Raw genomic sequence first — 25,528 nt, forward strand, 5'->3', positions numbered from 1 at the left:
ATGGCGGACGACAGCGGCGAGCGCTCCGAGGCGGCCACCGACAAGCGGATGAAGGAGGTCCGCTCCAAGGGCCAGCTCTCGCGCTCGCAGGACCTCAGCGCCTGGGTCGGCGTCGGCGCGGCCGCCGTCATGATCCCCAGCACCATCCAGCGCGGCGCCGAGGCCGGCACCGACCAGCTCTTCTCGATCGGCCAGGTGATCCGCCACCCCGACGACACCACCGTGCTGCAGCTGCTCGGCGGCGGCGTGGGCTCGATGGCCGGCACGATCGGCCCGATGCTCGCGGTCGTCGGCGTGGCCGTGCTCGCGACCGCGGTCGTGCAGGGCGGCGTGCACGTCAAGCGCATGACCGGCAACTACGAGCAGTTCAACCTGCTGAACGGCCTCAAGACCACGTTCGGCACCCAGGCGCTCTGGAACGGCGCCAAGGCCCTGATCAAGACCGCGGTCGTCGGCCTCGTCCTCTGGGCGGCCGTCCAGGGCCTCCTGCCCGTCCTCATGAGCGGAGGCGGCCTCAGCGTCTCCGCGATCATCGAGGAGGCGTCGGCCGGCACCACGGTCCTGCTCCAGGCCGCCATCGCGGCCGGCCTCCTCCTGGCGGCGGCCGACGTCTTCGTCGTCATGCGCCGCAACCGCAAGAAGACGCGCATGACCAAGAAGGAGGTGCGCGACGAGCACAAGAGCAGCGACGGCGACCCGCTGGTCAAGTCGCAGCGCCGCTCGCGCCAGCTCGCCATGAGCCGCAACCGCATGATGGGCGCGATCGTCGACGCCGACGTCGTGATGGTCAACCCGACCGACTACGCCGTCGCCCTCAAGTACGAGCCCGGCAAGGCCGCCCCCCGCGTCGTCGCGAAGGGCGCCGGCGCCGTCGCCGCGAAGATCCGCGAGCAGGCCGAGGCCGACGGCGTGCCGATGGTCGCCGACGTGCCGCTGACCCGGGCGCTGCACGCCTCGTGCGGCCTCGGCGAGGAGATCCCCGTCGACCTCTACACGCCGGTCGCCCGCGTCCTCACCTTCGTGATGGCCCTGAAGGCGCGCGGCGCGACCGCCGCCGTCGGCCGGGCCCACGCGAACCCCCGCCCCACCACGGCCGACGAGGTGTCGAGCGTGCTCGCGCCCGAGTCGCTGGCCCCCGACGCGGTGCCGCGCGCGATCCGCGCCGCCCGCGCCGCGCCTCCTGCGCCCGTCGCCGCCCCGGCCGCCTCGCCGGCCCCCTCACTCTCGCCCCGCCCCGCCGCCACCGGAGGAACCGCCTGATGAAGAAGACACTCCCCAAGCTCGCCGTGCCGGTCGGCGTCGTCGCGATCGTGCTGCTGCTCGTCGTGCCCGTGCCGGCGCCGATGCTCGACGTGCTGATCATCCTCAACATCCTGCTGGCGCTGGTGATCCTGCTCACGACCCTGTTCGTGAAGAAGCCCCTCGACTTCTCGGTGTTCCCGTCGCTGCTGCTCGTCGCGACGCTGTTCCGCCTCGGGCTCAACGTCGCCTCGACGCGCCTCGTGCTCGGCGAGGGCTTCGCCGGCCACGTGATCGAGGCGTTCGGCCACGTGGCGGTGAGCGGCTCGATCATCATCGGCGCCGTCATCTTCTGCATCCTGATCATCATCCAGTTCGTGGTCGTGACGAAGGGCGCCGAGCGCGTCGCCGAGGTCGGGGCCCGCTTCACCCTCGACGCCATGCCCGGCAAGCAGATGGCGATCGACGCCGACCTCAACGCCGGCCTGATCACCGACGAGGTCGCCAAGGAGCGCCGCGCCGCCGTGAGCGCCGAGGCCGACTTCTACGGCTCGATGGACGGCGCCTCGAAGTTCGTCAAGGGCGATGCGATCGCCGGCATCCTGATCATCGTCATCAACCTGGTCGGCGGCGTCGCGATCGGCGCGATCCAGAACGGCATGGCGATCGGCGAGGCCCTGAACCACTACGGCCTGCTCACCATCGGCGACGGCCTCGTCACGCAGATCCCGGCGCTGCTGATGGCGGTCAGCACCGGCATGATCGTCACCCGCTCGGGCGCCGACAGCGACATGGGGTCGCAGGCGGCGGCGCAGCTCTCGCAGTCGCGCATCGCGATCATGATCGCCGGCGTCGCCGCGATCGGCATGGGGTTCATCCCCGGCATGCCGATCATCCCGTTCCTCCTGATCGGCGTCGGCCTGCTCGTCATCTCGCAGCGCCTCGCGGCGAAGGAGAAGGCCGAGGAGGCGCAGCAGGCCCTCGAGGCCCTCGCCGCGCCTCCTGCCCCCACCGACACCACCGAGGACCTGCTCGAGCAGATGCGCGTGCACGCCCTCGAGATCCTGCTGGCGCCCGACCTGGTCGACATGGTCAGCGGGTCGTCGGACGACCTGCTCGGCCGCGTCAAGGCGCTGCGCCGCAAGATCGCCGTCGACATGGGCATCGTCGTGCCGCCGGTGCGCACCCGCGACAGCGTCGACCTGCCGCCCTCGACCTACTCGATCCGCATCGCAGGAGTCGAGGCCGGCCGCGGCGTCGCCCCGACCCGCTCCGTGCTCGCCCTCGGCGACCAGCTCGACGGCCTGCCCGGCACGGCCACGGTCGAGCCCGTCTTCGGCCTCGCCGGCAAGTGGGTGCCCGCCGAGATGCGGCACAGCGCCGAGATGACCGGGGCGACCGTGATCGACCGCGTCTCGGTTCTGGTCACGCACCTGTCGTCGATCATCGGCGACAACGCCGCCCGGCTGCTCAGCCGTGAGGACGTCCGCGTCCTGACCGAGGGCCTCAAGCAGGTCAACGCCTCCGCGATCGACGACCTCGTGCCCGGCATGCTCTCGCTCGCCGAGCTGCAGCGCGTGCTGCAGGGGCTGCTCGCCGAGCGCGTCCCGATCAACGACCTCGGGCGCATCTGCGAGGGGCTGACCCTCCGCGCCAAGGTCTCGACCGACCCCGAGGGCCTGGTGGAGGCGGCCCGCGCCTCCCTGGGGCCGGCCCTGACCGCGCGCCACCTCGACCAGGGCGTGCTGCGCGTCATCATGATCGACCCGGGCCTCGAGCAGTCGATGCTCGAGGGGCTGCGGCCGTCCGACCAGGGCACCCAGATCCTGCTCGACGGCCACCGCGTCGAGCAGGTGCTAGGCTCGCTCCGCGAGTCGGTCGCCTCCGTCGAGGCCCAGGGCCTCAGCGCCGTGCTCGTCTGCGCGCCGGCCCTGCGCCCCGCCATCCACCGCCTCGTCTCGGCCCAGCAGGGCGGCCTGCCCGTGCTGTCGTACCAGGAGGCGACGGCCGCCGGCTCGACCATCGAGACCGTGGGCGTCGTCCGCGCCGCCGACCCGATCACGGCGATCTGACGTGCCCACGCGGAGGATGATGAGCGGCGAGTCGCTCGAGGCGCTGCGGGCCGAGGTCCGCGCCGTGCACGGCCCCGGCGCCCGGATCGTCGCGGCGCAGAAGGTGACCGTCGGGGGAGTCGCGGGCGTCTTCGCCCGCAAGCACTACGAGGTCACGGTCGAGGTGCCCGACCCGCGCACCGACGTGCCGACGGCACGCATCACGATCACGCCCCCGGCCTCGCGCGCCGGCATCGCGGCGCTGCTCGCCGACGCCGACGCCGCGGACGGGTTCGACCCGCGCGGCGGTGCCGACCTGCGCGGCGCCACCAGCCCGCAGGGCGACGCAGGCCCGCGTGACCCGTTCGACGACGTGCTGTCCGGGCGCGAGGCGACCGCGCCGCGGGTCGTCCGCGCGGTGCCTGCCTCCCCGGCGTCCTCCGCCGCAGCCGCAGCCGCAGCCGCTGCAGCTGCCGCCGCACGGCCGCCCGCCGCGGCCAGCCCGCGTCGCGCCGCCCGCGCCGCCGCGGCCGCTGCTGCCTCCGTCCCGTCGCCCGCCGTCGCCGCGGCCGCCGGCGACCTCTCGACCCGTACGGACGCGTTCGCCGAGATCATGGACGACTTCACCTTCAACGGCATCGCCGCCCCCGGGACCCCGGCGGCCGAGGTGCACGACGTCGAGGAGGCGCCCGCCGGCCCCCTGACGACCGCAGCCGCCTTCCTCGCCGCGGCCGCCGCCTCCTCGTCCGCCCCCTCGGCGCTCGCCCCGGGCGACGCGGGCGACCGCCCCGCGCCGTCCGTGCTGCGCGGGGCCGGCGACCTCGTGGTCGTCGTCGGGCGTCCGGGCGACGCGTTCCGCGTGGCCGCCCAGATGGCGACGTCGTTCGGGCTGCGCTCGGTCGACGCCGCCGACCGGCGCGGCGCGATCCTCGCCCGGGCGACCGGCGTGCACGAGGACTCCGCCGTCGTCACCGCCCTCGCGTGGGACGCCGCCGCGCCCGCCGCCCTCGAGGCGATCGCGGCCGACCAGGTCTGGGTCGCCGTCGACGTCGGCCGCAAGCACGACGACACCGCCCGCTGGGTCGAGGCCGTCCGGGCCGTCCAGCCGGTGGCGGCGGTCGCCGTCGTCGGCGAGGACGACACGTCGACGCCCGGCACGGTCCACCTGCTCGGCGTCCCGGTCGGCTGGCGCGCCTAGACCCGCTGGCCGAACCGGCGTCCCCCGCAGGCGCCCCCCCCTGCCCCGTCACGTTCCGAGCATCACGTCGCGCCACGGCGAGACGCGATGCTCGGAACGCGACGGGACACGAACTCCCGACGTGGCCGCACGCCGAGCGCCCGGTCTGCGCCGTGTGGGGCCCCGCACCTCGTAAGGTGGGGGGATGCTGGTGTTGACGCGCAAGGTCGGGGAGCGGATCCTCATCGGTGACGACATCGTCATCACCGTGCTCGACTCCCGTGGCGACGGCGTGCGCATCGGCATCGACGCCCCCCGCGGCGTGAAGATCCAGCGAGAAGAGGTCGTCAAGGCCGTCACCGAGGCCAACGTCGAGGCCGCCGGCGCGACCTCCGCGGCCGACGCCGAGGCGCGCCTCCGTGCCGCCCTCGGCGCCCCTGCCCCGCGCGCCGACCAGTAGTTCCCGCAGACCAGTAGCTCCGCAGGCCGGCAGCTCCCCGCTGGCCAGCAGCCAGCAGCCAGCAGCCAGCGGCCGGCAGCGAGCAGCCAGCAGCGTCAACGACTCCCGAACACGCTCCGCGACGGCTCCGGCGACGGCACCGCGGTCGCGTCCGTGACGACCGGTGCCCCGGCGACGAAGTCGCGCAGCTCGCGCCCGTGCACGACCTTCGCCGGCAGCGGGTCTGACGAGTAGAGACGCGGCATGCGGTCGGTGGGCAGCGGCGAGGGCGAGCCGATCAGCACGACGTTGCCGAACCTCCTGCCCTTGAGGGTGGCAGGGTCGGCGACCGCGGCGACGTGCTCGAAGACGGTCGACAGGGTCGACGCCTGTCCGCGGGCGAAGGCCAGCCCGGCCCCGTCGGCCGAGTTGACGATCAGCATGCCCGTCGGCGACAGGAACGAGGAGGCGGCCGTGTAGAACTCGAGGCTCGTCACGTGCGCGGGGATGCGCGACCCGCCGAAGACGTCGACGACGAGCAGGTCGACCGACCCGCGGAGCCCGGCCGGCAGCTTCTCCATCACCTCGCGGGCGTCGCCGTAGCGGAGCCGGATGGAGGCGCCCCGCGGGAACGGCAGCCGCTCGCGCACCAGCGCGATCAGGTCGGCCTCGAGCTCGATCACCTGCTGGCGCGAGCCGGGCCTCGTCGCCTCGACGTACCGGGGCAGCGTGAGCGCGCCGCCGCCGAGGTGCAGGGCCGTCAGGGGCCCCTCGGGCAGCAGGTCGATCGCGTGGCCGATGCGGCGGACGTACTCGAAGGCGAGGTGCGTGGGGTCGTCGAGGTCGACGTGCGACTGCGGGGTGCCGTCGACGACGAGGGTGAACGAGCCGGGCCGGTGCCGGTCCTCGTCGACGCGGGCGAGGCCCGCTCCGATCGAGACCTCGGCGGGCGGGTCGTCGTGGGGTGCGGCCATGTCCCGATCCTCCCACCGAGGAGGCGCGGCCGGAATTCCGCGGGATCGCCTGCGTTATACCCGAGGTCAGCCCCGAGGTCAACGACAGGGCTTGCCAGGCGTGTCCCGGCTGCATAGTATTGACCTTTGCGCTCCCTCGTGCGTCCCGTCGTCATATCTCGGTCGACGACGCACATCCGAGACAGTCCCCCGAATATCGCGGCGGGGGCGTCCTCGGTCTCGGCCTCCGGCACGGTCCAGCGACCCTGCCGCGCGGCCGACGGTTCCCGGGAGGGCCGTTCACCACCCACTCATACTGTCCGACAGTGATGACCCGACGGGGTCCACGGAGGTAACTTCCTTGGCTGCTGCGAACACCGCATCCACCAACTCGCCCAAGAACGGCCGTGGCGCATCGCGCCTCTCGTTCGCCAAGATCACCGACACGCTCACGGTCCCCGACCTCCTGGCGCTGCAGACCGAGAGCTTCGACTGGCTCGTCGGCAACGACATCTGGAAGACCCGCCTCGCCGAGGCGACCGAGCAGGGTCGCACCGACCTCGCGCTGCACTCCGGCCTGGAGGAGATCTTCGAGGAGATCTCCCCGATCGAAGACCTGGGCGAGACCATGCAGCTCAGCTTCACGGCTCCCGAGCTCGAGGACCCGAAGTACTCCATCGACGAGTGCAAGGAGCGCGGCAAGACCTACGCCGCCCCCCTCTACGTCAACGCCGAGTTCATGAACCACCTCACCGGTGAGATCAAGACCCAGACGGTCTTCATGGGCGACTTCCCCCTCATGACCGAGCGCGGCACGTTCATCATCAACGGCACCGAGCGCGTCGTCGTGTCGCAGCTGGTCCGCAGCCCCGGCGTCTACTTCGAGCGCGCCTCCGACAAGACGTCCGACAAGGACATCTACTCGGCTCGCGTCATCCCCAGCCGCGGCGCCTGGCTCGAGTTCGAGATCGACAAGCGCGACCAGGTCGGCGTGCGCATCGACCGCAAGCGCAAGCAGAGCGTCACCGTCTTCCTCAAGGCCCTCGGCCTCACGAGCGAGGAGATCACGGAGAAGTTCCAGGGCTTCGCGTCCATCGAGGCCACCCTCGAGAAGGACGCCATCCTCACGAAAGAGGAGGCCCTCAAGGACATCTACCGCAAGCTCCGTCCCGGCGAGCAGGTCGCCGCCGAGGCCGCGCGTGCGCTCCTCGACAACTTCTACTTCAACCCGAAGCGCTACGACCTGGCGAAGGTGGGTCGCTACAAGATCAACCGCAAGCTCGGCATCGACGCGCCCCTCGGCGACTCGGTCCTGACCGTCGACGACATCGTCGCGACGATCAAGTACCTGGTCTCGCTGCACGCCGAGCAGAAGACGATCGACGGCACGCGCGACGGCGAGTCCGTCGAGCTGCGCCTCGACGTCGACGACATCGACCACTTCGGCAACCGTCGCATCCGCGCGGTCGGCGAGCTGATCCAGAACCAGGTCCGCACCGGCCTGTCCCGCATGGAGCGCGTCGTCCGCGAGCGCATGACCACGCAGGACATCGAGGCGATCACCCCGCAGACCCTGATCAACGTGCGCCCCGTCGTCGCCGCGATCAAGGAGTTCTTCGGCACGTCGCAGCTCTCGCAGTTCATGGACCAGAACAACCCGCTGTCGGGCCTGACGCACAAGCGTCGTCTCAGCGCGCTCGGCCCCGGCGGCCTGAGCCGCGAGCGCGCCGGCGTCGAGGTCCGCGACGTCCACCCGTCGCACTACGGCCGCATGTGCCCGATCGAGACCCCGGAAGGCCCGAACATCGGCCTGATCGGCTCGCTCGCGTCGTTCGCCCGCATCAACTCGTTCGGCTTCATCGAGACGCCCTACCGTCGTGTCAACGGCGGCAACGTCAGCACCACGATCGACTACCTCACCGCGTCTGAAGAGGACGAGTTCGTCGTCGCCCAGGCCAACGCCCCGCTCGACGACGACTTCAACTTCGTCGACGACAAGGTGCTGGTCCGCAAGAAGGGCGGCGAGGTGGAGCTCGTCGCCAAGGACGAGGTCGACTACATGGACGTCTCGCCGCGCCAGATGGTGTCGGTCGCGACCTCGCTCATCCCGTTCCTCGAGCACGACGACGCGAACCGCGCCCTGATGGGCGCGAACATGCAGCGTCAGGCCGTCCCGCTGGTCCGCAGCGAGAGCCCCCTGGTCGGCACCGGCATGGAGGGCTACACGGCCATCGACGCCGGCGACGTCGTCACCGCCGACGCCGCAGGTGTCGTCACCGAGGTCTCGGCCGACGTCGTCACCGTCCAGCTCGACGAGGGCGGCACGCAGGACTACTACCTGCGCAAGTTCGACCGCTCGAACCAGGGCGCCAGCTACAACCACCGCGTGATCGTCGACGCCGGTCAGCGCATCGAGGTCGGCGAGGTCATCGCCGACGGCCCTGCGACCGAGAACGGCGAGCTCGCGCTCGGCAAGAACCTGCTCGTCGCGTTCATGCCGTGGGAGGGCTACAACTACGAGGACGCGATGATCCTGTCGCAGAACCTCGTGAAGGACGACACGCTCTCCTCGATCCACATCGAGGAGTACGAGGTCGACGCCCGCGACACGAAGCTCGGCAAGGAGGAGATCACCCGTGACCTCCCCAACGTCAGCCCCGACCTGCTGGCCGACCTCGACGACCGCGGCATCATCCGCATCGGTGCCGAGGTCCGTCCCGGCGACATCCTCGTCGGCAAGGTCACGCCCAAGGGCGAGACCGAGCTGTCGGCCGAGGAGCGCCTCCTGCGCGCCATCTTCAACGAGAAGAGCCGTGAGGTCCGCGACACGTCCCTGAAGGTGCCCCACGGCGAGCAGGGAACCGTCATCGGCGTCAAGGTCTTCGACTCGCAAGACGGCGACGATGAGCTCGGCTCGGGCGTCAACCAGCGCGTCGTGGTGTTCATCGCGCAGCGACGCAAGATCACCGCGGGCGACAAGCTCGCCGGACGCCACGGCAACAAGGGCGTCATCTCGACGATCCTCCCCGTCGAGGACATGCCGTTCCTCGCGGACGGCACGCCGGTCGACATCATCCTGAACCCGCTGGGCGTCCCCGGTCGCATGAACTTCGGCCAGGTGCTCGAGATCCACCTCGGGTGGATCGCGGCGCAGGGCTGGAACGTCGAGGGCATCCAGGAGTGGGCCAAGAACCTCCCGCCGGAGGCGCTCAGCGCGGCTCCCGGCACGAAGGTCGCCACCCCGGTGTTCGACGGTGCCGCCGAGCGCGAGATCGAGGGCCTCCTCGACTCGACGCTGCCCACACGTGACGGCGACCGCCTGATCGGCTCCTCGGGCAAGACGATGCTGTTCGACGGTCGCTCGGGAGAGCCCTTCCCGAACCCGATCTCGGTCGGCTACATGTACATCCTGAAGCTGCACCACCTCGTCGACGACAAGATCCACGCTCGTTCGACGGGCCCCTACTCGATGATCACGCAGCAGCCCCTGGGCGGTAAGGCCCAGTTCGGCGGACAGCGGTTCGGAGAGATGGAGGTGTGGGCCCTCGAGGCCTACGGCGCCGCGTACGCGCTGCAGGAGCTCCTGACGATCAAGTCCGACGACATCCTCGGCCGCGTCAAGGTCTACGAGGCGATCGTCAAGGGCGAGAACATCCAGGAGCCCGGCATCCCCGAGAGCTTCAAGGTCCTCATCAAGGAGATGCAGTCGCTGTGCCTGAACGTCGAGGTCCTCTCGGCCGACGGCCAGACGGTCAGCCTGCGCGACACGGACGACGAGGTCTTCCGTGCTGCGGAAGAGCTCGGCATCAACATCTCCTCCCGCTTCGAGTCGTCGAACGTCGACGAGATCTAAGCCCCCTTCCCACAACGACACGTCGATACATCTGACAAGGGACTGAATTTTGATCGAAGCAACAACTTTCGATGAGCTGCGGATCGGCCTCGCCACGGCCGAGAACATCCGTGCCTGGTCGCACGGTGAGGTCAAGAAGCCGGAGACCATCAACTACCGCACGCTGAAGCCCGAGAAGGACGGCCTCTTCGGAGAGCAGATCTTCGGGCCGTCGCGTGACTGGGAGTGCGCGTGCGGCAAGTACAAGCGCGTCCGCTTCAAGGGCATCGTCTGCGAGCGCTGCGGCGTCGAGGTCACGAAGTCGTCGGTGCGCCGTGAGCGCATGGGCCACATCGAGCTCGCCGCCCCCGTCACGCACATCTGGTACTTCAAGGGCGTCCCGTCGCGCCTCGGCTACCTGCTCGACATGGCGCCGAAAGACCTGGAGAAGGTCATCTACTTCGCCGCCTACATGGTGATCTCGATCGACGACGAGGGCCGTCACGCCGACATGCCCGGTCTCGAGAACGAGCTCCGCCTCGAGATCAAGCAGCTCGAGACGCAGCGCGACACGCGCATCGCCGATCGTCTGCAGAAGCTCGAGGTCGACCTCGCCGCTCTTGAAGAAGAAGGTGCGAAGAGCGACCAGAAGCGTCGTGCGAAGGACGTCGCCGAGAAGGAGATGGGCCAGACCCGCAAGGCCTTCGACGAGGACATCAACCGCCTCGAGCGCGTGTGGGAGGACTTCCGCACGCTCAAGGTGGGCGACCTCAAGCCCGAGGACGCCGTCTTCCACGAGCTCCAGGACCGCTTCGGCATGTACTTCGAGGCCCACATGGGCGCCGAGGCCATCAAGAAGCGCCTCGAGGGCTTCGACCTGACCACCGAGGCCGAGAACCTGCACCTGCAGATCTCGGAGGGCAAGGGCCAGAAGAAGATCCGCGCGATCAAGCGCCTGCGCGTCGTCAGCTCCTTCCTCGCCACGGGCAACTCGCCCGCCGCGATGGTGCTCGACGTCGTGCCGGTGATCCCGCCCGAGCTGCGCCCGATGGTGCAGCTCGACGGTGGTCGCTTCGCGACGTCCGACCTGAACGACCTCTACCGTCGCGTCATCAACCGCAACAACCGCCTCCGTCGACTGCTCGACCTCGGTGCCCCCGAGATCATCGTCAACAACGAGAAGCGGATGCTGCAGGAGGCGGTGGACGCGCTCTTCGACAACGGTCGCCGCGGCCGTCCCGTCACGGGCACCGGCAACCGCGCCCTGAAGTCCCTGAGCGACATGCTCAAGGGAAAGCAGGGTCGGTTCCGCCAGAACCTGCTCGGCAAGCGAGTCGACTACTCCGGCCGTTCGGTCATCATCGTCGGCCCGACGCTCAAGCTGCACCAGTGCGGTCTGCCCAAGCAGATGGCGCTCGAGCTGTTCAAGCCGTTCGTGATCAAGCGCCTGATCGACCTGTCGCACGCTCAGAACATCAAGAGCGCCAAGCGCATGGTCGAGCGTTCGCGCCCGCAGGTGTGGGACGTCCTCGAGGAGATCATCCGCGAGCGCCCCGTGCTGCTGAACCGCGCGCCCACGCTGCACCGTCTCGGCATCCAGGCCTTCGAGCCCCAGCTGGTCGAGGGCAAGGCCATCCAGCTGCACCCGCTCGTCTGCGCGGCGTTCAACGCCGACTTCGACGGCGACCAGATGGCCGTGCACCTGCCGCTGTCCGTCGAGGCCCAGGCCGAGGCGCGCATCCTGATGCTCGCGTCGAACAACATCCTGAAGCCGTCCGACGGCCGACCGGTGACCCTGCCCGCACAGGACATGATCATCGGCCTGCACTACCTGACGACGGTCACCGAGGGCGCAGTCGGCGAGGGCCGTGCCTTCTCGTCCGTGTCCGAGGCGATCCTCGCCAAGGACCAGGGCACGCTCGACCTGAACGCGATGGCCAAGATCCGCATGAACGGCGTGCACTTCGCCGAGGGCGAGGCTCCCGAGGGCTACGAGGTCGGACAGGACATCCTGCTCGACACGACCCTCGGTCGCGCGCTCTTCAACGAGAACCTGCCGGCGGACTACCCGTTCGTGCAGCAGGTGACCGACAAGGGCATGCTCTCGACGATCGTCAACGACCTCGCCGAGCGCTACCCCAAGGTCGCGGTCGCGGCTGCCCTGGACAACATCAAGGACGCGGGCTTCTACTGGGCCTCGCGCTCCGGTGTCACGGTCGCCCTCTCCGACGTCCTCACGCCTCCGCGCAAGCCGGAGATCGTGGCGGGCTACGAGAAGCAGGCCGCAGCGGTCCAGTCCGAGTTCGACAAGGGCCTCATCAGCGACGCCGAGCGTCGTGCGGACCTGATCAAGATCTGGACGGAGGCCACGAACGAGGTCGCCGCCGAGATGCGGGCGAACTTCCCGGTCGACAACACGATCAACCGCATGGTCACCTCGGGTGCCCGAGGAAACTGGCTGCAGGTGCGCAACATCGCCGGCATGCGAGGCCTCGTGAACAACCCGAAGGGCGACATCATCCCCCGCCCGATCATCTCGTCGTACCGCGAGGGCCTGTCGGTGGCCGAGTACTTCATCGCGACGCACGGTGCCCGCAAGGGACTGGCCGACACGGCCCTCCGTACGGCCGACTCGGGGTACCTGACCCGTCGACTCGTCGACGTCTCGCAGGACGTCATCATCCGTGAGGACGACTGCGGCACCTCGCGCGGTCTCGAGATGCCCATCGCCGCACCCGACGCCGACGGCGTCATGGTGCGCGACGCGACCGTCGAGAACACCGTGTTCGCCCGTTCGCTGGCGGCCGCGGCCGTCGACGCGAAGGGCACCGTGCTGGCCGAGGCCGGCGCCGACGTCGGAGACGTGCTGATCGACGAGCTCGTGGCGGCAGGGGTCGAGACCATCAAGGTCCGTTCCGTGCTCACCTGCGAGGCCGCGGTCGGCGTCTGCGCCCAGTGCTACGGCCGCTCGCTCGCGACCGGCAACCTGGTCGACATCGGCGAGGCCGTCGGCATCATCGCGGCCCAGTCGATCGGCGAGCCCGGCACGCAGCTGACGATGCGCACCTTCCACACCGGCGGTTCGGCCTCGGCCGACGACATCACGCAGGGCCTGCCCCGCGTGACGGAGCTGTTCGAGGCACGTACCCCCAAGGGTGCGTCCCCGATCGCCGACGGTGCCGGTCGCATCACGATCGAGGACACGGACAAGGCCCGACGGGTCATCCTCAACCTCGACAACGGCGACGAGCCGGTCATCTACCCCGTGCTCAAGCGCTCGACCCTCCTCGTCGAGGACGGTCAGCACGTCGAGCTCGGTGCGCAGATCATCGCCGGCGCGGTCGACCCGAAGGAGGTCCTGCGAGTCAAGGGCGTCCGTGCGGTGCAGCAGCACCTCGTCGGGGGCGTCCAGGACGTCTACCGTTCGCAGGGCGTGCCGATCCACGACAAGCACATCGAGGTCATCGTCCGTCAGATGCTCCGCAAGGTCACCGTCGTCGACCACGCCGACACCGACCTGCTCCCCGGCGAGCTCGTCGACCGGTCGAAGTACAACGAGATCAACCGTGCGGCGCTGACCGAGGGCAAGCGGACCGCGTCCGCCCGCCAGGAGGTCATGGGCATCACCAAGGCCTCGCTCGCGACCGAGTCGTGGCTGTCGGCCGCCTCCTTCCAGGAGACGACCCGCGTGCTCACGCAGGCTGCGATGGAGGGCAAGAGCGACCCCCTGGTCGGTCTGAAGGAGAACGTGATCATCGGCAAGCTGATCCCCGCCGGAACCGGCCTGTCGCGCTACCGCGACGTCTCGGTCGAGGCGACGGAGGAGGCGAAGGCCGAGCGGTACCCCAACCGCGTGTTCACGGACGACGCGTCGTTCACCGAGGCTGACCTCAGCTTCGTGGACTTCGACTCGTTCTCGTCGGACGACTTCACCCCCGGCACCTACAACTGATCGGGATCGCCATGAAGGCACCGCGGGTCTGACGACCTGCGGAGCCACCAGGCACCACGACGGGCCTCAGCCCTCGCACGACGCGAGGGACGGGGCCCGTCGTGGTTCCCGGGCGACCTCGGGGAGGCGCGGGTCGGTCCCGCAGGCTCGCGGGCGGTCCCGTGACCCGGGCGGCTCCCGAGACCGGGCAGTATGGAGCGATGAGCACCGAGCAGTCCGCACAGCCGTCCCCGTCCGCCGAGCACGATGAGCCCACGGTCGCTCGGGGCGAGGCCGCGGCGGGCGTCCGGCTCGAGGCGGTCGACCTGCCCGTCAGCGCCCGGGTCCCGAGGCCGGACGCGCCTCTCCCTCGTGACCGTGACGGCCTGCGCTGGCGCCCGGCGACCCTCGCCGACCTCGGCGCCCTGCACGCGCTCGACGGGCGCGTGGCGTCGCTCGACCACCCGCTGCACGTGACGTCGCTGTCGTCGATGCGCCAGCTGCTCGAGATGCCCGGCATCGACCTCGAGCGCGACTCCCTCGTGGCCGACGAGGGGGACGGCCAGCTGGTGGCCTGGGGCCTGAGCTTCCTCTGGCCCGTCCGCGAGTCGGTCGTACGCGTGTCCGTCGACGGCGGCGTCGACCCGCGTCGGCGCGGGCAGGGCCTCGGGCGCGACCTCGTCGAGTGGCAGCGGCTGCGCGGTGAGCAGCACCTCTCCGGGTCGGACGACGTGCTGCCCGCCGTGCTGGCGGCGGGCGTCGAGCAGGAGGCGGAGGCCCACGGGGCGCTGCTGCAGCGCCAGGGCTTCGGCCCCGCGCGGTGGTGGAGCACGCTCAGCCGCGACCTGACCCGCCCGGTCGAGCCCGTGCCCCTCGACCCCGCGGTGCGGCTCGAGGAGTACTCGACGCCCCGCGAGGAGGCGACCCGGCTGGCCCGCAACGAGGCCTTCGTCGACCACTGGGGCAGCCAGGCGAGCACGCCCGAGGTGTGGCGCATGCTCGTCGGGGCGGCGACGTTCCGCCCCGACCTGTCGTTCGTGGCGGTCGCCGCGGGCGACGACCGCGAGGAGGAGGTGGTCGCCTTCGTGCTCACCACCGTCGAGCACGAGCAGTGGCCGGCCCACGGCGGTCGCAGCGCCCACGTCGACTACGTGGGCGTCCGGCGGGCCTGGCGCGGCCGGCACCTCGCGCAGTCGCTGCTCGCGACGGCCCTCGCGCGTCAGGCCGACGAGGGCTTCGAGCTCTGCGTGCTCGACGTCGACTCGTCGAGCCCCACGGGTGCGGTGGGCCTCTACGAGCGTGCCGGGTTCACGGTCGCGGGGCGCCGGGCCGCCTACCTCCGCGAGTACTGACGCCCCCGTGCGTCGCCCGCGTGCCCGGCGGCTCGAGCTGCCGCTTCGAGGGCGTCCGCGCGCCCCACGCCCCCGCGAACCGGCGGCTCGACGAGCGGCCAGCCAGGAGGCGCTAGCCGCGGACGGTGAGGATCTCCGCGCCGTCCTCGGTGATGGCGACCGTGTGCTCGCTGTGCGCCGTCAGGCAGCCCGTCGCGCTGCGGAGGGTCCAGCCGTCGTCGTCCGTGACGAGCTCGTCGGTGTCGGCCATGACCCACGGCTCGAGGGCGAGCAGCAGTCCGGGACGCAGCTTGTATCCGCGGCCGGGTCGCCCGATGTTGGCGACGTGCGGGTCCTGGTGCATAGTCGAGCCGATGCCGTGGCCGCCGAACTGGACGTTCACGGGGTAGCCCGCCCCGGTGAGCACCGAGCCGATGGCGTACGAGACGTCGCCCATCTTCGCTCCGGGCACGGCGGCGGCGATCGCGGCGGCCAGGGCGCGCTCGGTCGTCTCGATCAGCTCGGTGCTGCCCGCGGGACGCGAGGTGCCGACGACGAAGCTGAGGGCCGAGTCGGCCGCGATGCCGTTCAGCACGACGGCGAGGTCGAGCGTGAGCAGATCGCCGTCGCGCAGGGCGTAGTCGTGGGGGAGGCCGTGCAGCACCGCGTCGTTGACCGCAGTGCAGATCCAGTGCCCGAACGGCCCGCGGCCGAACGACGGGGCGTAGTCGACGTAGCAGGACTCGGCGCCGGCCTCGACGATCATCTCGCGCGTCCACTCGTCGATCTCGAGCAGGTTCGTGCCGACCCCGACGCGCTGCGAGACGGTGTGCAGGATGTGCCCGACCAGCGCTCCGGAGTCACGGGCGCGGCCCAGCTCTGCGGGGCTGAAGATCTCGATCACGGGGCGTCTCCTCGGGTCTGCCGCCTGACGGCGGGACAACTGTCCCGGTAATGCTATCCCGGCCAGCGCCTCCTCGCGCTAGGCTCTGCGCATGGTCCGTCTGCCGCTGAGCCCCGCCGAGGTCGCTCGCGGCCGCCGCCTCGGGGCCCTGCTGCGGCAGGCGCGCGGCGAGCGGTCGATGCTCCGCACGGCCCTCGACGCCGGCGTCTCGCCCGAGACGCTGCGCAAGATCGAGTCCGGCCGGGTCGCGACCCCGTCGTTCCCCACCATCGCCGCGATCGCGCAGGTCGTCGGCGTCTCGCTCGACGACGTCTGGGCCGAGATCAACCGGCCGGCACAGGGCGATCAGGCGCAGGAGGCGGTCGTCCCCGTCGACGCGCCGCTCGCCTCCTAGCCCCCTCGGCCGCCGCCTCCCCGGCTGCTCGCCCCTCGCCCCGAGGCAGCGTGGGCGAGAAGGGACGCCGCAGGTGTGGGCCCTCGCCCACGTCGTCTCACGACGCCTGCGTCACCGTCCGCGGCGCCCGACCCGGGCGCGGCCTAGGGTCAGAGGGTGCAGTTCGAGCAGGCCCTCACCGACACCGTCCTCCTGCGGGAGGCGCGGGTCGGTGACGCCGCCGCCCTCGCCGAGGCGCACCGGCGCAACCGCGAGCACCTCGCGCCGTGGGACCCGGAGCGGGCGCCGTCGTTCTTCGAGCCCGCCGGCCAGCGGGCCATGCTCACGGCGCGCATCGCGTCGGCCGCCGCCGGCGAGCAGCGGCCGTTCCACCTGATGGAGGGCGACCGCGTGGTCGGCACGATCGCCCTCAACCAGATCGTCCGTGGGCCGCTGCAGAAGGCGGCCGTCGGCTACTGGGTCGACCGGGAGCGGACGGGGCAGGGCCTGGCGAAGGCGGCGCTGGCGGTCGTCGTCGACCTCGCGGCGACCGCCCTCCGCCTGCACCGCCTCGAGGCGAGCGCCCTGCCGCACAACGCGGGGTCGCGTGCGGTGCTCGCCGCCTCGGGCTTCGAGCAGTACGGCACGGCGCCGGGCTACCTCCGCATCGCGGGGGAGTGGCGCGAGCACGTGCTGTACCAGCGCCTCCTCGACTAGACCGCCCGCACCCGCCCGCACCCGCCCGCGCCCGCCCGCACCCGCGCACGACGACGGGGCGCCGACCTCATTGGTCGACGCCCCGTCGGGGTGCTGCGGCTCAGGGGGCCGCGGCCCGGGTCAGAAGGCCAGCTGGCCCTCGACCTCCTTGGACTTCATGCGAGCGAGGGCGAGGTTCGCCTTCGAGCGGTCGAGCACGAAGTAGATGAAGACCTCGCGGTTGCTGGCGAGGGGGCGGATGATGTGGATCTGGCTCGACAGGGTGATGAGGATGTCCTCGATCGAGTCGGCGAGGCCGAGCGACTTCGCCGTCTTGAGCTTGGCGCGGACGACCTCGGTGTTGCCGGCCGCGGCCAGCTCCAGGTCGATCCCGGTGCCGGCGCCGCCGAGCAGCATGCCGGACGCGCTGTCGACGACGGCGGCCGCCATCGCGCCGTCGACGGTGAGGAGGGTCTCGAGGGAGTCGGAGATGTTCGCCATGGTGTCTGTGCTTCCTGTTCGGGTCAGGGCAGTTCGGGTGTGAGCTGTCCGGCCCTGACCTGGTCGGGTCAGGGGTGGTGCGGGCAGCGGTGCCGGCGTCGGGCGGGCACCGCTCGGCAGCCGGCCGCGGAGGTGCGGCCGGAGCGGTCGGAGGGGCAGGGCTGCGTGCCTGGCCAGGGTCAGAGCGCCGGGACGCCGTGGGCGTCGGCGTACGCGCGTGCGTCGCCGTGCTCGACGGCGGCGTCCGGCTCGTGGGCGGCCGCGTCGGGCTGCACGGCCGGGCGGTCGGCCAAGGAGGCGGCCAGCTGCTGGGCGCAGCGGCGCGCGACCGAGAGGGCCTTGCCGAGCGTCTCGTCGTCGCCGAACAGCGCGCCGAGCACGACGGGGTGCCCGGGGACGCGCAGCTGGATGACGTGACCCTTCTCGGACGCGATGATGACGTACTCGCTCGAGCCGATCCGCACCTCCCGGGCGACGGCCTCGCTGAGCGCCTGGATGGAGCTGGCCATGCTGGCGAAGCGGTTCGCATCGACCTTGCCGTCGGGCACGTGGACGACCTCGAAGCCGTCGTCGGTGAGGAACGAGCCGTAGACGAGCGAGCGGCTCACCTCGCCCATGTCGAGCAGGGCCCGGCGGCCGAGGTCGACGACGACGGGGTCGAGGTGGGGCGCGAGGCTCACTCGGCCACCGCCACGGCGGGCTGGGCGGTGAGGGGCGCGGCGGCGACGGGGGCCGCGGAGAACATCTCGCGCATCTCGATGTTGGCGACGAGCGTCATGAGGACGGTGCGCATCTGGTCTTCCTGTCGGGGGTCGACCGTGAACACCGGCACGACCAGGTCGGGGCGGCGCTCGGTCAGCGCCGCCGAGTAGTCGGCCACCGTCGGGGTGGCCGAGACGTCGGAGCGCGTCGCCGCGACGACGACGCCGCCCCGGTCGTACAGGTCGCGGAACTCGTCCAGGAAGGTCAGCATCTCGCCCACCGGGTCGGCGGCGTCGTTGTTGACGAGCAGCACCATGCCCTTGGCGCGCTCCTTGAGGATGGTCCACATGAAGTCGAAGCGCTGCTGGCCCGGGATGCCGTAGAGGCGCACCTTGTCGGTCTCGCCGAGGGTGATCTCGCCGTAGTCGAGGGCGACCGTCGTGGTGTCCTTGTCGGCGGTGGCGCGGTCGGTGTTCGCGGCCTCGGTACGGACGACCTCGGTCTCGCTCAGCGTCTCGATCGCGGTCGTCTTGCCGGCGCCCATCGGGCCGCCGAAGAGGATGACGTGCTCGGCCATCAGAGGCCGAGCCTGTCGCGCAGGCGGCTGAACAGGCCGCCGCGGCGGGGCTGCGGGGCGACGCGGACGTACTCGGGGTCGGAGGAGGACGACGAGGCAGACGACGACGAGGCAGACGACGACGAGCCGGCGGCGACCGCGGCAGGTCCGGGCGACTCGGCGCGCAGCAGGCGCATCAGGCTGAACGCGTTGACGAGGCGCCGCGCCTCGGCCGGGTCCGACTCGCTGGCGTTGGCCAGCTCGCCGACCGGGAGGAACGTGTAGCCGAGCATCGCGGTCATCCGCATCTGCTCCGGGGTGTGCGTCAGCATGGTGAAGTTGGGCCAGCGCACCAGCTTGTAGCGGTCGTCGCGCTGCAGCCACCACGCGAGCTCGCCCAGGAACGAGTTGTTCCCGATCAGCCAGAGCAGCGCGTCGAGGTCGGTGCCGGGGGCACGCGACGCCTCGACGGCGGGGTCCTTGGCCTCGACCACCACGTCGATGTCGACGGGCTCGGCGGGGAACGCCGTCAGGGGGGTGTCCCACCAGTAGGCGTTCGTCTCCACGTCGACGACGAGGGGGAGGTGGTCGGCCTGGCGGACGACCACGATCGACGCGGTCGGCTGCTGCTGGAGGCGGTGGAGGGCGATGGCCACGCCGGTCCAGCCGAACGACGGCACGGTGATGCCCGTCGTCTCGGGGCCGGCGGCGGTGCCTGTGTGGGGGGCCTGCGAGTCCGCGGGTGCGGTCCGGGCAGGCTCGAACGTCATCTCGTGACCGTGCATCGTGCGTGGCTCCTAGGGGGGTTCGGCGGTCGTCATCCGTGAACTGGGCCACACGTGTCGTCGGGCCCAGGATCGCCGTCGTCCACTAGACCAGGCCGGTCCGGCGGCGTGCCACCCCCTGTTCTGGGCGACGGCGACCCCCTTTCTGGGCGGTCGCCGCGCCTCCTCGTGTCTGCCGGGCGGTGCCGCGGAGCCGACCGGCAGCCCGCCGCGGAGGGCTGTGACGCAGACGGGGGGCACCCTCACTGGGACGTGTCGGGCGGGCGGCCCCGCCGTAGCGTGGCGACTGCTCGGGACGACTCCCGAGGACCTGCCGCCAGGACCCCGACTTGCCGGGCGCGCGTACCGAGGAGATGCACCCGTGGCTTCGATGACCGAGATCCTGATCCTGCACGGGCTGCTGCCCATGGAGCACCTCGACCGCGTGGGGCGCCGGGGCGCCGACGAGGAGGCGTCCATCCGGGAGCTGCTCGAGTCCGGCACCGTGACCCCCGCGCAGGTCGCCCGCGCCCGGGCACAGGCCAACGGCGTCGACTTCGTCGAGCTCGTCGACTACCCCGTCGACCGCGCCGCCGTGACGATGGTGCCCGCCGCCGTCTGTCGCCGGCACAGCGTGCTGCCGATCGCCGTTCGCGACGGCCTCCTCCTGCTCGCGATGGCCGACCCGGGCGACGTCTTCGCGATCGACGACGTGCGCGCCGCGCTCCGCATCGGCGTCGAGCCGGTGCTCGCCGACCGCGCCGACCTGCAGGCCGCGCTCGACCGCTACCTCCGTGCCGACGACGAGCTCAACGACCTCACCTCGACGCTCGAGGAGGAGACCAGCGCGATCGAGGCCGCCCAGGCCGACATCGCCTCCTCCGGCCCCGACGACGACGTGCCCATCGTGCGGTTCGTCAACCTGCTCGTCAGCCAGGCCATCACCGACCACGCCTCCGACATCCACATCGAGCCGGCCGAGCACGACGTGCGCATCCGCTACCGCATCGACGGGGTGCTGCACGAGATGCAGCCGGCCCCGAAGGCCATCCAGAACGGCGTGATCTCGCGCCTCAAGATCATGAGCGAGATCGACATCGCCGAGCGTCGACGCCCGCAGGACGGCCGCATGTCGGTCCGCCACGGCGGCCGCCAGATCGACCTCCGCGTCGCGACGCTGCCGACCGTGTGGGGCGAGAAGGTCGTCATGCGGATCCTCGACAACTCGAACACGTCGATGAGCCTCCGCGACCTCAACCTGCTCGAGCGCAACTTCGACGTCTACGCCGCGTCGTACTCGAAGCCCTACGGCATGATCCTCGTCACCGGCCCCACGGGCTCGGGCAAGTCGACGACGCTCTACACGACGCTCAACGCGGTCGCGCGCCCCGAGATCAACGTCATCACCGTCGAGGACCCGGTCGAGTACCGGATGGACGGCATCAACCAGGTGCAGGTGAACCCCAAGGCGGGCCTCACGTTCGCCGGCGCGCTGCGGAGCATCCTGCGGTCCGACCCGGACGTCGTCCTGCTCGGCGAGATCCGCGACCACGAGACCGCCCAGATCGCCATCGAGGCGTCGCTGACCGGCCACCTCGTGCTCAGCACGCTGCACACGAACGACGCCCCGAGCGCGATCACCCGCCTCACCGAGATGGGCATCGAGCCGTTCCTCGTCGGCAGCGCGATCGACTGCGTCGTCGCCCAGCGACTCGCGCGCCGCCTCTGTGACCGCTGCAAGACGCCGACCTCGTACACGCCCCGCCAGCTCGAGCACCTGCGGTTCCCGGTGCGCCTCGACGAGCCCGCGCCGCTCGTCTACCAGCCCGTCGGCTGCGCGCAGTGCTCGAACACGGGCTACCGCGGCCGCATCGCCCTGCACGAGGTGATGAGCGTCTCCGAGGAGATCGAGCGCCTCGCCGTCTCCCGCGCGTCGAGCGCCGAGATCGCCCGCGTCGCCACCGAGCAGGGCATGGTAAGCCTCCGCCACGACGGCTGGGCCAAGGCGAAGCTCGGCCTGACCAGCGTCGAAGAGATCCTGCGGGTCGTCGCGTGAGCGCCGCCGACGCCGCTCGCGCCGCCTGCGTCCGCCCGGCCCGCACCCGCACCCGCACCGCACCCGTCCGCACCGCCCGCCGCACCGCACCCGAGGGAACGCCCGCATGAGCGACAACGTCTTCGAGATCCCCGACCAGGTCGACCCGGCCGACGGCTGGACCCCGGGCACGCCCGGCAACGACCTGGGCACGCAGACCCCGGCGACCTCGTGGGAGCTGCCCAAGGTCGTGACGCCCCTGGCCCCCCACGTAGACGAGGCCGAGCGCGGCCCGGTCTACTCGATGGACGACGCCGGCGGGGAGGCGGTGCTCGGCTGGAGCCCCACCCCCGCGCCGACCAGCCGTCGCGCCGCGCGGCTCGCGAGCGCCCTCGAGGGCGGCGGCATGGCCGCCCGCACCCCGTGGAGCGACCCGCGCTTCGACGACTTCGACGACGCGGCTGCCCAGGTCGCCCCGGCCAGCCCCGCCGTGGGCGGGGTCGGCTCGGGAGCGCCGCAGGCCTTCATGCCGGCGTACCTCTCCGCCGAGACCGCCCTCGACGACGCGGCCGCCGCCTCCTCGGCCGCCTCGCTGCCCGACGTGTCGTCGGCCGCGCCGACCTCGCCGGTCGTGCCCGCCGCCTCCTCGGCTCCCTCGCACTCCGCCGCCCCGGCGCCCGTCTCGCCTCAGCTCGGCGACGGCGGCCTGCTGCGCGTGCCGGCGTTCGCGCCGTCCAGCGCTCAGCACGCCGCCCTGGAGGCGCCCCCCGTGGACCAGGTCGAGTCCCGACCCGGCATCGAGCTGCACGAGCACGCGCGCACGGTCGCGCACCCCGCATTGATCTCGGCGCTCTGCGAGGTCGTGCTGCAGGGCGCCTCCGACCTGCACGTCACGGTGGACGCCGCGCCGACCCTCCGCGTCGACGGGGGCCTGCAGTCCGCCTTCGCCGGCGGCGAGCCCTGGGACGCCCCGACGGTCTCGACCGCGCTGACCAGCCTGCTGACCCCGGCGATGAAGGAGCAGTTCGACGAGCGGCTCGAGCTCGACTTCGCCTACTCGCTGTCGGACGAGTCGCGCTTCCGCGTGAACTTCTACCAGCAGCGCGGTGTGATGGGAGCGGCCTTCCGCCTCATCCCGACCGAGATCAAGCAGCTCGCCGACCTGGGCGTGCCCGAGGTCGTCAGCCGCTTCGCGAAGCTGCCCCGCGGCCTCGTGCTCGTCACGGGCCCCACCGGCTCGGGCAAGTCGACGACCCTCGCGGCCCTGATCGACCTGGTCAACCGGACGCGCGCCGACCACATCGTGACGGTCGAGGACCCGATCGAGTTCATGCACCAGCACAAGAAGGCGATCGTCAACCAGCGCGAGGTCGGACACGACACGCACAGCTTCGCGAACGCGCTCAAGCACGTGCTGCGCCAGGACCCGGACGTCATCCTGATCGGCGAGCTCCGCGACCTCGAGACCATCTCGGTGGCGCTGACCGCCGCCGAGACCGGACACCTCGTCTTCGCGACGCTGCACACGCAGAGCGCCGCGCAGACGATCGACCGTGTCATCGACGTGTTCCCGCCGCACCAGCAGGACCAGGTGCGCACCCAGCTCGCGTCGACGCTGCAGGGCGTCGTCTGCCAGACGCTGCTGCCGAAGGCGGGCGGCAAGGGCCGTGTCGTCGCGACCGAGATCATGATGATGACCCCGGCCATCGGCAACCTCGTGCGCGAGGGCAAGACGTACCAGATCTCGTCGTCGATGCAGGCGGGGCGCGACCTCGGCATGCACACGATGGACCAGAAGCTGGCCGACCTCGTCAACACCGGCACCGTCACGCACAAGGCGGCGATGGAGAAGGTGCACGACACCGAGGGCTTCGACCGTCTCGTCACCCGCGTGATCAACAAGTCCGAGACGGTTGGCCTCGACGCCGGCATCGACTTCGGCGACGCCTTCTCGATCGGGAGCAACTGATGGCCACCAGCACCGCCTACGCCTACAAGGGCCGAGACTCGGCCGGCAAGGTCGTCAAGGGCAAGGTCGACGCGTCCAGCGAGGGCGCTGTCGTCACCCGCCTGCGCACGATGGGAGTGCAGCCCATCTCGATCGCCGCGGCGAGCGACGGCACCGGCCTGCAGCGCGAGATCTCGATCGGCGGCCTCGGCGGCGGCGGGGTCAAGATGAAGGAGATCGCGGTCATGTCGCGCCAGATGGCGACCATGATCGCGTCGGGCCTGTCGCTGCTGCGCACCCTGACGATCCTCGCCGACCAGGTCGACAACAAGACGCTGCAGAAGGTCATGCAGGAGGTGCGCGACGACGTCGAGACCGGCGTCTCGTTCTCCGACGCGGTCGGCAAGCACGACAAGCACTTCCCGCCCCTGATGATCAACATGATCCGGGCCGGAGAGGTCGGCGGGTTCCTGGACAAGGCGCTCGAGTCGACCGCGGACAACTTCGAGAAGGAGGTGGCGCTGCGGTCCACGATCAAGTCGGCGATGACCTACCCGGTCGTCGTGCTCGTGATGTCGCTGCTCGCGGTCGTCATCATGCTGACCTTCATCGTGCCGATCTTCCAGGACATGTTCACGAACCTCGGCGGCCAGCTCCCCCTGCCGACGATGATGCTCGTCTACGCCTCACGGGCGATGCCCTACGTGCTGCCGGTGCTCATCATCGGCGGCATCGGCGGGTCGATCTGGTGGAAGACGAACAAGAACTCGGTCAAGGTCCGTTCGAAGCTCGATCCGCTGAAGCTCAAGCTGCCGGTGTTCGGCGAGCTGCTCCGCAAGATCGCGATCGCGCGATTCTCGCGCAACTTCTCGAACATGATCGGCGCCGGCGTCCCCATCCTCACCGCCCTGCGGATCGTCGGCGAGGTCTCGGGCAACTACGTGCTCGAGGAGGCGCTGGTCGAGGTCGCGGAGTCGGTGCGGCAGGGCGAGTCCATCGCCGCCCCCCTGACCGCCTCCGGGGTCTTCCCGCCGATGGTCACGCAGATGATCTCGGTCGGCGAGGACGCGGGCTCGCTCGAGACGATGCTCGAGAAGGTGGCGGACTTCTACGACCAGGAGGTCAAGTCGACCACGGAGTCCCTGACGGCCCTGATCGAGCCGCTGCTGATCGCGTTCCTCGGCGTCGTCGTGGGCGGCATGATCGTCGCGCTGTACCTGCCGATCTTCCAGATCACGTCGTTGATCAAGTAGGCGCAGAGCGGCTCTGAGCCGTCCTTCCTCGCTGTACCAGAAGGGCCCGACCCCCGGTCGGGCCCTTCGTCGTGCGCGACGGGTGTCGCTTTGCAGGTGACCCCTGAACAGGGGTTCTGCCCGTTCGGGGGTGACCCGGACTGGGGCCGTGTCGCCAGCAGAAACCCCCCGTCTGCGGGATTCTCGCGGGTCTCGAGGGCTGGGAGAGTCATCTCCGGCGGGAACGACGTGACCGCCTCCGATCACCTCTCCCGCACCCGATCTCGAACGGACCAGTCATGTACTTCGCACTCATGGGCAAGCTCTCCGCCCGCCGCCAGAACCTCACTGAGGACAAGGACAAGGGCTTCACGCTCATCGAGCTCCTCGTCGTCGTCATCATCATCGGCATCCTCGCCGCGATCGCCATCCCCGTGTACCTCGGCGTGCAGAACAACGCCAAGGACTCGGGCGTCAAGAGCGACCTGACCAACGCCAAGACCGCCCTGATCAGCGTCCAGACCAGCGACGGCAAGTTCCCGGCCACGCTGACCCTGGCTCAGCTCAAGGCCGACCCCTACGCCAAGGCCGGCGCCACCGTCGGTGACAACATGACCGCCGTGACCTACACGGTCGACAGCGCGACGACACCCACGAAGTTCTGCCTCCAGGGCACGAGCGTCACGGGCAAGACCTTCGTCACCACGGAGACCGCAGGAGTCACGGACGGTGAGTGCGCCGCTGGCGGCGTGATCAAGGCCAAGGCCTAGTCCTCCCGCAGAGGGAGACGGGGTCGCGCCGCGGCTTCGTCTCCCTCTTCTCCCTCGCATCCGCACCCTCGAACCCGACCGGGAGGTGACCCAC

At 71.0% G+C, this 25,528-nt stretch carries 19 protein-coding genes; 13 read left to right on the top strand and 6 right to left on the bottom strand.

The features are described 5' to 3' along the window. From EDF20_RS07110 to csrA, 4 genes are all read left to right on the top strand, one after another. Positions 1-1,260: an EscU/YscU/HrcU family type III secretion system export apparatus switch protein gene (locus EDF20_RS07110; protein WP_123547655.1), complete on the top strand. Its 1,260-nt coding sequence runs from the start codon at positions 1-3 to the stop codon at positions 1,258-1,260. Further along, on the top strand, positions 1,260-3,311 hold the full coding sequence (locus EDF20_RS07115; protein ID WP_123547656.1) for a flagellar biosynthesis protein FlhA: 2,052 nt from the start codon (positions 1,260-1,262) through the stop codon (positions 3,309-3,311). Before EDF20_RS07110 ends, EDF20_RS07115 begins: the two co-directional genes overlap by 1 nt. 1 nt (position 3,312) lies before the next feature. Further along, positions 3,313-4,488, top strand: coding sequence for a hypothetical protein (locus tag EDF20_RS07120; protein ID WP_133738213.1), 1,176 nt, complete (start codon positions 3,313-3,315; stop codon positions 4,486-4,488). 184 nt (positions 4,489-4,672) lie between these two features. Then, positions 4,673-4,927, top strand: a complete 255-nt coding sequence (gene csrA, locus EDF20_RS07125) for a carbon storage regulator CsrA (protein ID WP_123547658.1) — start codon at positions 4,673-4,675, stop codon at positions 4,925-4,927. 95 nt (positions 4,928-5,022) lie between these two features. Here the strand turns inward: csrA and EDF20_RS07130 are convergent, their stop codons facing one another. Further along, positions 5,023-5,880 carry a fused MFS/spermidine synthase gene (locus EDF20_RS07130; RefSeq protein WP_133738214.1) on the bottom strand — a complete coding sequence of 286 codons (858 nt, stop codon included), beginning with the start codon at positions 5,878-5,880 and terminating at the stop codon, positions 5,023-5,025. A 340-nt stretch (positions 5,881-6,220) separates the two neighbouring features. Between EDF20_RS07130 and rpoB the strand changes: the two genes are divergently transcribed. The 3 genes from rpoB to EDF20_RS07145 all read left to right on the top strand — a co-directional run bounded on the left by rpoB (position 6,221) and on the right by EDF20_RS07145 (position 14,974). Continuing rightward, a complete protein-coding gene (gene rpoB / locus EDF20_RS07135; RefSeq protein WP_123547660.1) occupies positions 6,221-9,712 on the top strand; it encodes a DNA-directed RNA polymerase subunit beta in 3,492 nt (1,163 codons plus the stop codon). 49 nt (positions 9,713-9,761) lie between these two features. Next, positions 9,762-13,643 carry a DNA-directed RNA polymerase subunit beta' gene (locus EDF20_RS07140; RefSeq protein WP_133738215.1) on the top strand — a complete coding sequence of 1,294 codons (3,882 nt, stop codon included), beginning with the start codon at positions 9,762-9,764 and terminating at the stop codon, positions 13,641-13,643. 200 nt (positions 13,644-13,843) lie between these two features. Then, a complete protein-coding gene (locus EDF20_RS07145; protein WP_133738216.1) occupies positions 13,844-14,974 on the top strand; it encodes an N-acetyltransferase in 1,131 nt (376 codons plus the stop codon). A gap of 112 nt (positions 14,975-15,086) precedes the next feature. On the opposite strand, the gene map is transcribed toward EDF20_RS07145, so the two are convergent. Further along, positions 15,087-15,857 carry a type I methionyl aminopeptidase gene (map, locus tag EDF20_RS07150; protein ID WP_123547663.1) on the bottom strand — a complete coding sequence of 257 codons (771 nt, stop codon included), beginning with the start codon at positions 15,855-15,857 and terminating at the stop codon, positions 15,087-15,089. 91 nt (positions 15,858-15,948) lie between these two features. On the opposite strand from map, the gene EDF20_RS07155 reads away from it, so the two are divergent. Then, positions 15,949-16,251, top strand: coding sequence for a helix-turn-helix transcriptional regulator (locus EDF20_RS07155; RefSeq protein ID WP_133738217.1), 303 nt, complete (start codon positions 15,949-15,951; stop codon positions 16,249-16,251). A 156-nt stretch (positions 16,252-16,407) separates the two neighbouring features. Then, entirely contained in the window at positions 16,408-16,947 is a 540-nt protein-coding gene (locus EDF20_RS07160) for a GNAT family protein (RefSeq protein ID WP_133738218.1), read from the top strand. Positions 16,948-17,067: 120 nt separating this feature from the next. Here EDF20_RS07160 and EDF20_RS07165 read toward each other — a convergent pair whose 3' ends face one another. The 4 genes from EDF20_RS07165 to EDF20_RS07180 form a co-directional block, all read right to left on the bottom strand. Further along, positions 17,068-17,427, bottom strand: a complete 360-nt coding sequence (locus tag EDF20_RS07165) for a hypothetical protein (RefSeq protein ID WP_123547666.1) — start codon at positions 17,425-17,427, stop codon at positions 17,068-17,070. Positions 17,428-17,606: 179 nt separating this feature from the next. Next, positions 17,607-18,107 (bottom strand): roadblock/LC7 domain-containing protein, encoded by a 501-nt coding sequence (locus EDF20_RS07170; RefSeq protein ID WP_208292604.1) that lies wholly within the window; start codon positions 18,105-18,107, stop codon positions 17,607-17,609. Beyond that, positions 18,104-18,706 carry an ATP/GTP-binding protein gene (locus EDF20_RS07175; RefSeq protein WP_133738219.1) on the bottom strand — a complete coding sequence of 201 codons (603 nt, stop codon included), beginning with the start codon at positions 18,704-18,706 and terminating at the stop codon, positions 18,104-18,106. The genes EDF20_RS07170 and EDF20_RS07175 overlap by 4 nt, the downstream gene beginning before the upstream one ends. Further along, the gene (locus EDF20_RS07180; RefSeq protein ID WP_133738220.1) at positions 18,706-19,455 is read right to left on the bottom strand and encodes a hypothetical protein; all 750 of its coding nucleotides are present in this window, start codon (positions 19,453-19,455) and stop codon (positions 18,706-18,708) included. Before EDF20_RS07180 ends, EDF20_RS07175 begins: the two co-directional genes overlap by 1 nt. Before the next feature lie 376 nt (positions 19,456-19,831). On the opposite strand from EDF20_RS07180, the gene EDF20_RS07185 reads away from it, so the two are divergent. From EDF20_RS07185 to EDF20_RS16180, 4 genes are all read left to right on the top strand, one after another. Beyond that, positions 19,832-21,505 carry an ATPase, T2SS/T4P/T4SS family gene (locus EDF20_RS07185; RefSeq protein ID WP_123547669.1) on the top strand — a complete coding sequence of 558 codons (1,674 nt, stop codon included), beginning with the start codon at positions 19,832-19,834 and terminating at the stop codon, positions 21,503-21,505. A 106-nt stretch (positions 21,506-21,611) separates the two neighbouring features. After that, positions 21,612-23,453: a PilT/PilU family type 4a pilus ATPase gene (locus EDF20_RS16135; RefSeq protein ID WP_279586173.1), complete on the top strand. Its 1,842-nt coding sequence runs from the start codon at positions 21,612-21,614 to the stop codon at positions 23,451-23,453. Continuing rightward, positions 23,453-24,685: a type II secretion system F family protein gene (locus EDF20_RS07195; protein ID WP_133738221.1), complete on the top strand. Its 1,233-nt coding sequence runs from the start codon at positions 23,453-23,455 to the stop codon at positions 24,683-24,685. Before EDF20_RS16135 ends, EDF20_RS07195 begins: the two co-directional genes overlap by 1 nt. 278 nt (positions 24,686-24,963) lie before the next feature. After that, positions 24,964-25,434, top strand: coding sequence for a prepilin-type N-terminal cleavage/methylation domain-containing protein (locus EDF20_RS16180; protein WP_133738222.1), 471 nt, complete (start codon positions 24,964-24,966; stop codon positions 25,432-25,434). The last annotated feature ends 94 nt before the right edge of the window (positions 25,435-25,528 follow it).

Source organism: Frigoribacterium sp. PhB116, assembly GCF_004364285.1.
In the GTDB taxonomy this organism is placed as follows: Bacteria; Actinomycetota; Actinomycetes; order Actinomycetales; family Microbacteriaceae; genus Frigoribacterium.

Excerpts from the sequence above, each read along its gene's own strand:
- EDF20_RS07110 (WP_123547655.1), top strand. The coding sequence starts at position 1 with ATGGCGGACGACAGCGGCGAGCGCTCCGAGGCGGCCACCGACAAGCGG.
- EDF20_RS07115 (WP_123547656.1), top strand. The coding sequence starts at position 1,260 with ATGAAGAAGACACTCCCCAAGCTCGCCGTGCCGGTCGGCGTCGTCGCG.
- csrA (WP_123547658.1), top strand. The coding sequence starts at position 4,673 with ATGCTGGTGTTGACGCGCAAGGTCGGGGAGCGGATCCTCATCGGTGAC.
- EDF20_RS07130 (WP_133738214.1), bottom strand. The coding sequence starts at position 5,880 with ATGGCCGCACCCCACGACGACCCGCCCGCCGAGGTCTCGATCGGAGCG.
- EDF20_RS07145 (WP_133738216.1), top strand. The coding sequence starts at position 13,844 with ATGAGCACCGAGCAGTCCGCACAGCCGTCCCCGTCCGCCGAGCACGAT.
- EDF20_RS07155 (WP_133738217.1), top strand. The coding sequence starts at position 15,949 with ATGGTCCGTCTGCCGCTGAGCCCCGCCGAGGTCGCTCGCGGCCGCCGC.
- EDF20_RS07165 (WP_123547666.1), bottom strand. The coding sequence starts at position 17,427 with ATGGCGAACATCTCCGACTCCCTCGAGACCCTCCTCACCGTCGACGGC.
- EDF20_RS07175 (WP_133738219.1), bottom strand. The coding sequence starts at position 18,706 with ATGGCCGAGCACGTCATCCTCTTCGGCGGCCCGATGGGCGCCGGCAAG.
- EDF20_RS07180 (WP_133738220.1), bottom strand. The coding sequence starts at position 19,455 with ATGACGTTCGAGCCTGCCCGGACCGCACCCGCGGACTCGCAGGCCCCC.
- EDF20_RS16135 (WP_279586173.1), top strand. The coding sequence starts at position 21,612 with ATGAGCGACAACGTCTTCGAGATCCCCGACCAGGTCGACCCGGCCGAC.
- EDF20_RS07195 (WP_133738221.1), top strand. The coding sequence starts at position 23,453 with ATGGCCACCAGCACCGCCTACGCCTACAAGGGCCGAGACTCGGCCGGC.
- EDF20_RS16180 (WP_133738222.1), top strand. The coding sequence starts at position 24,964 with ATGTACTTCGCACTCATGGGCAAGCTCTCCGCCCGCCGCCAGAACCTC.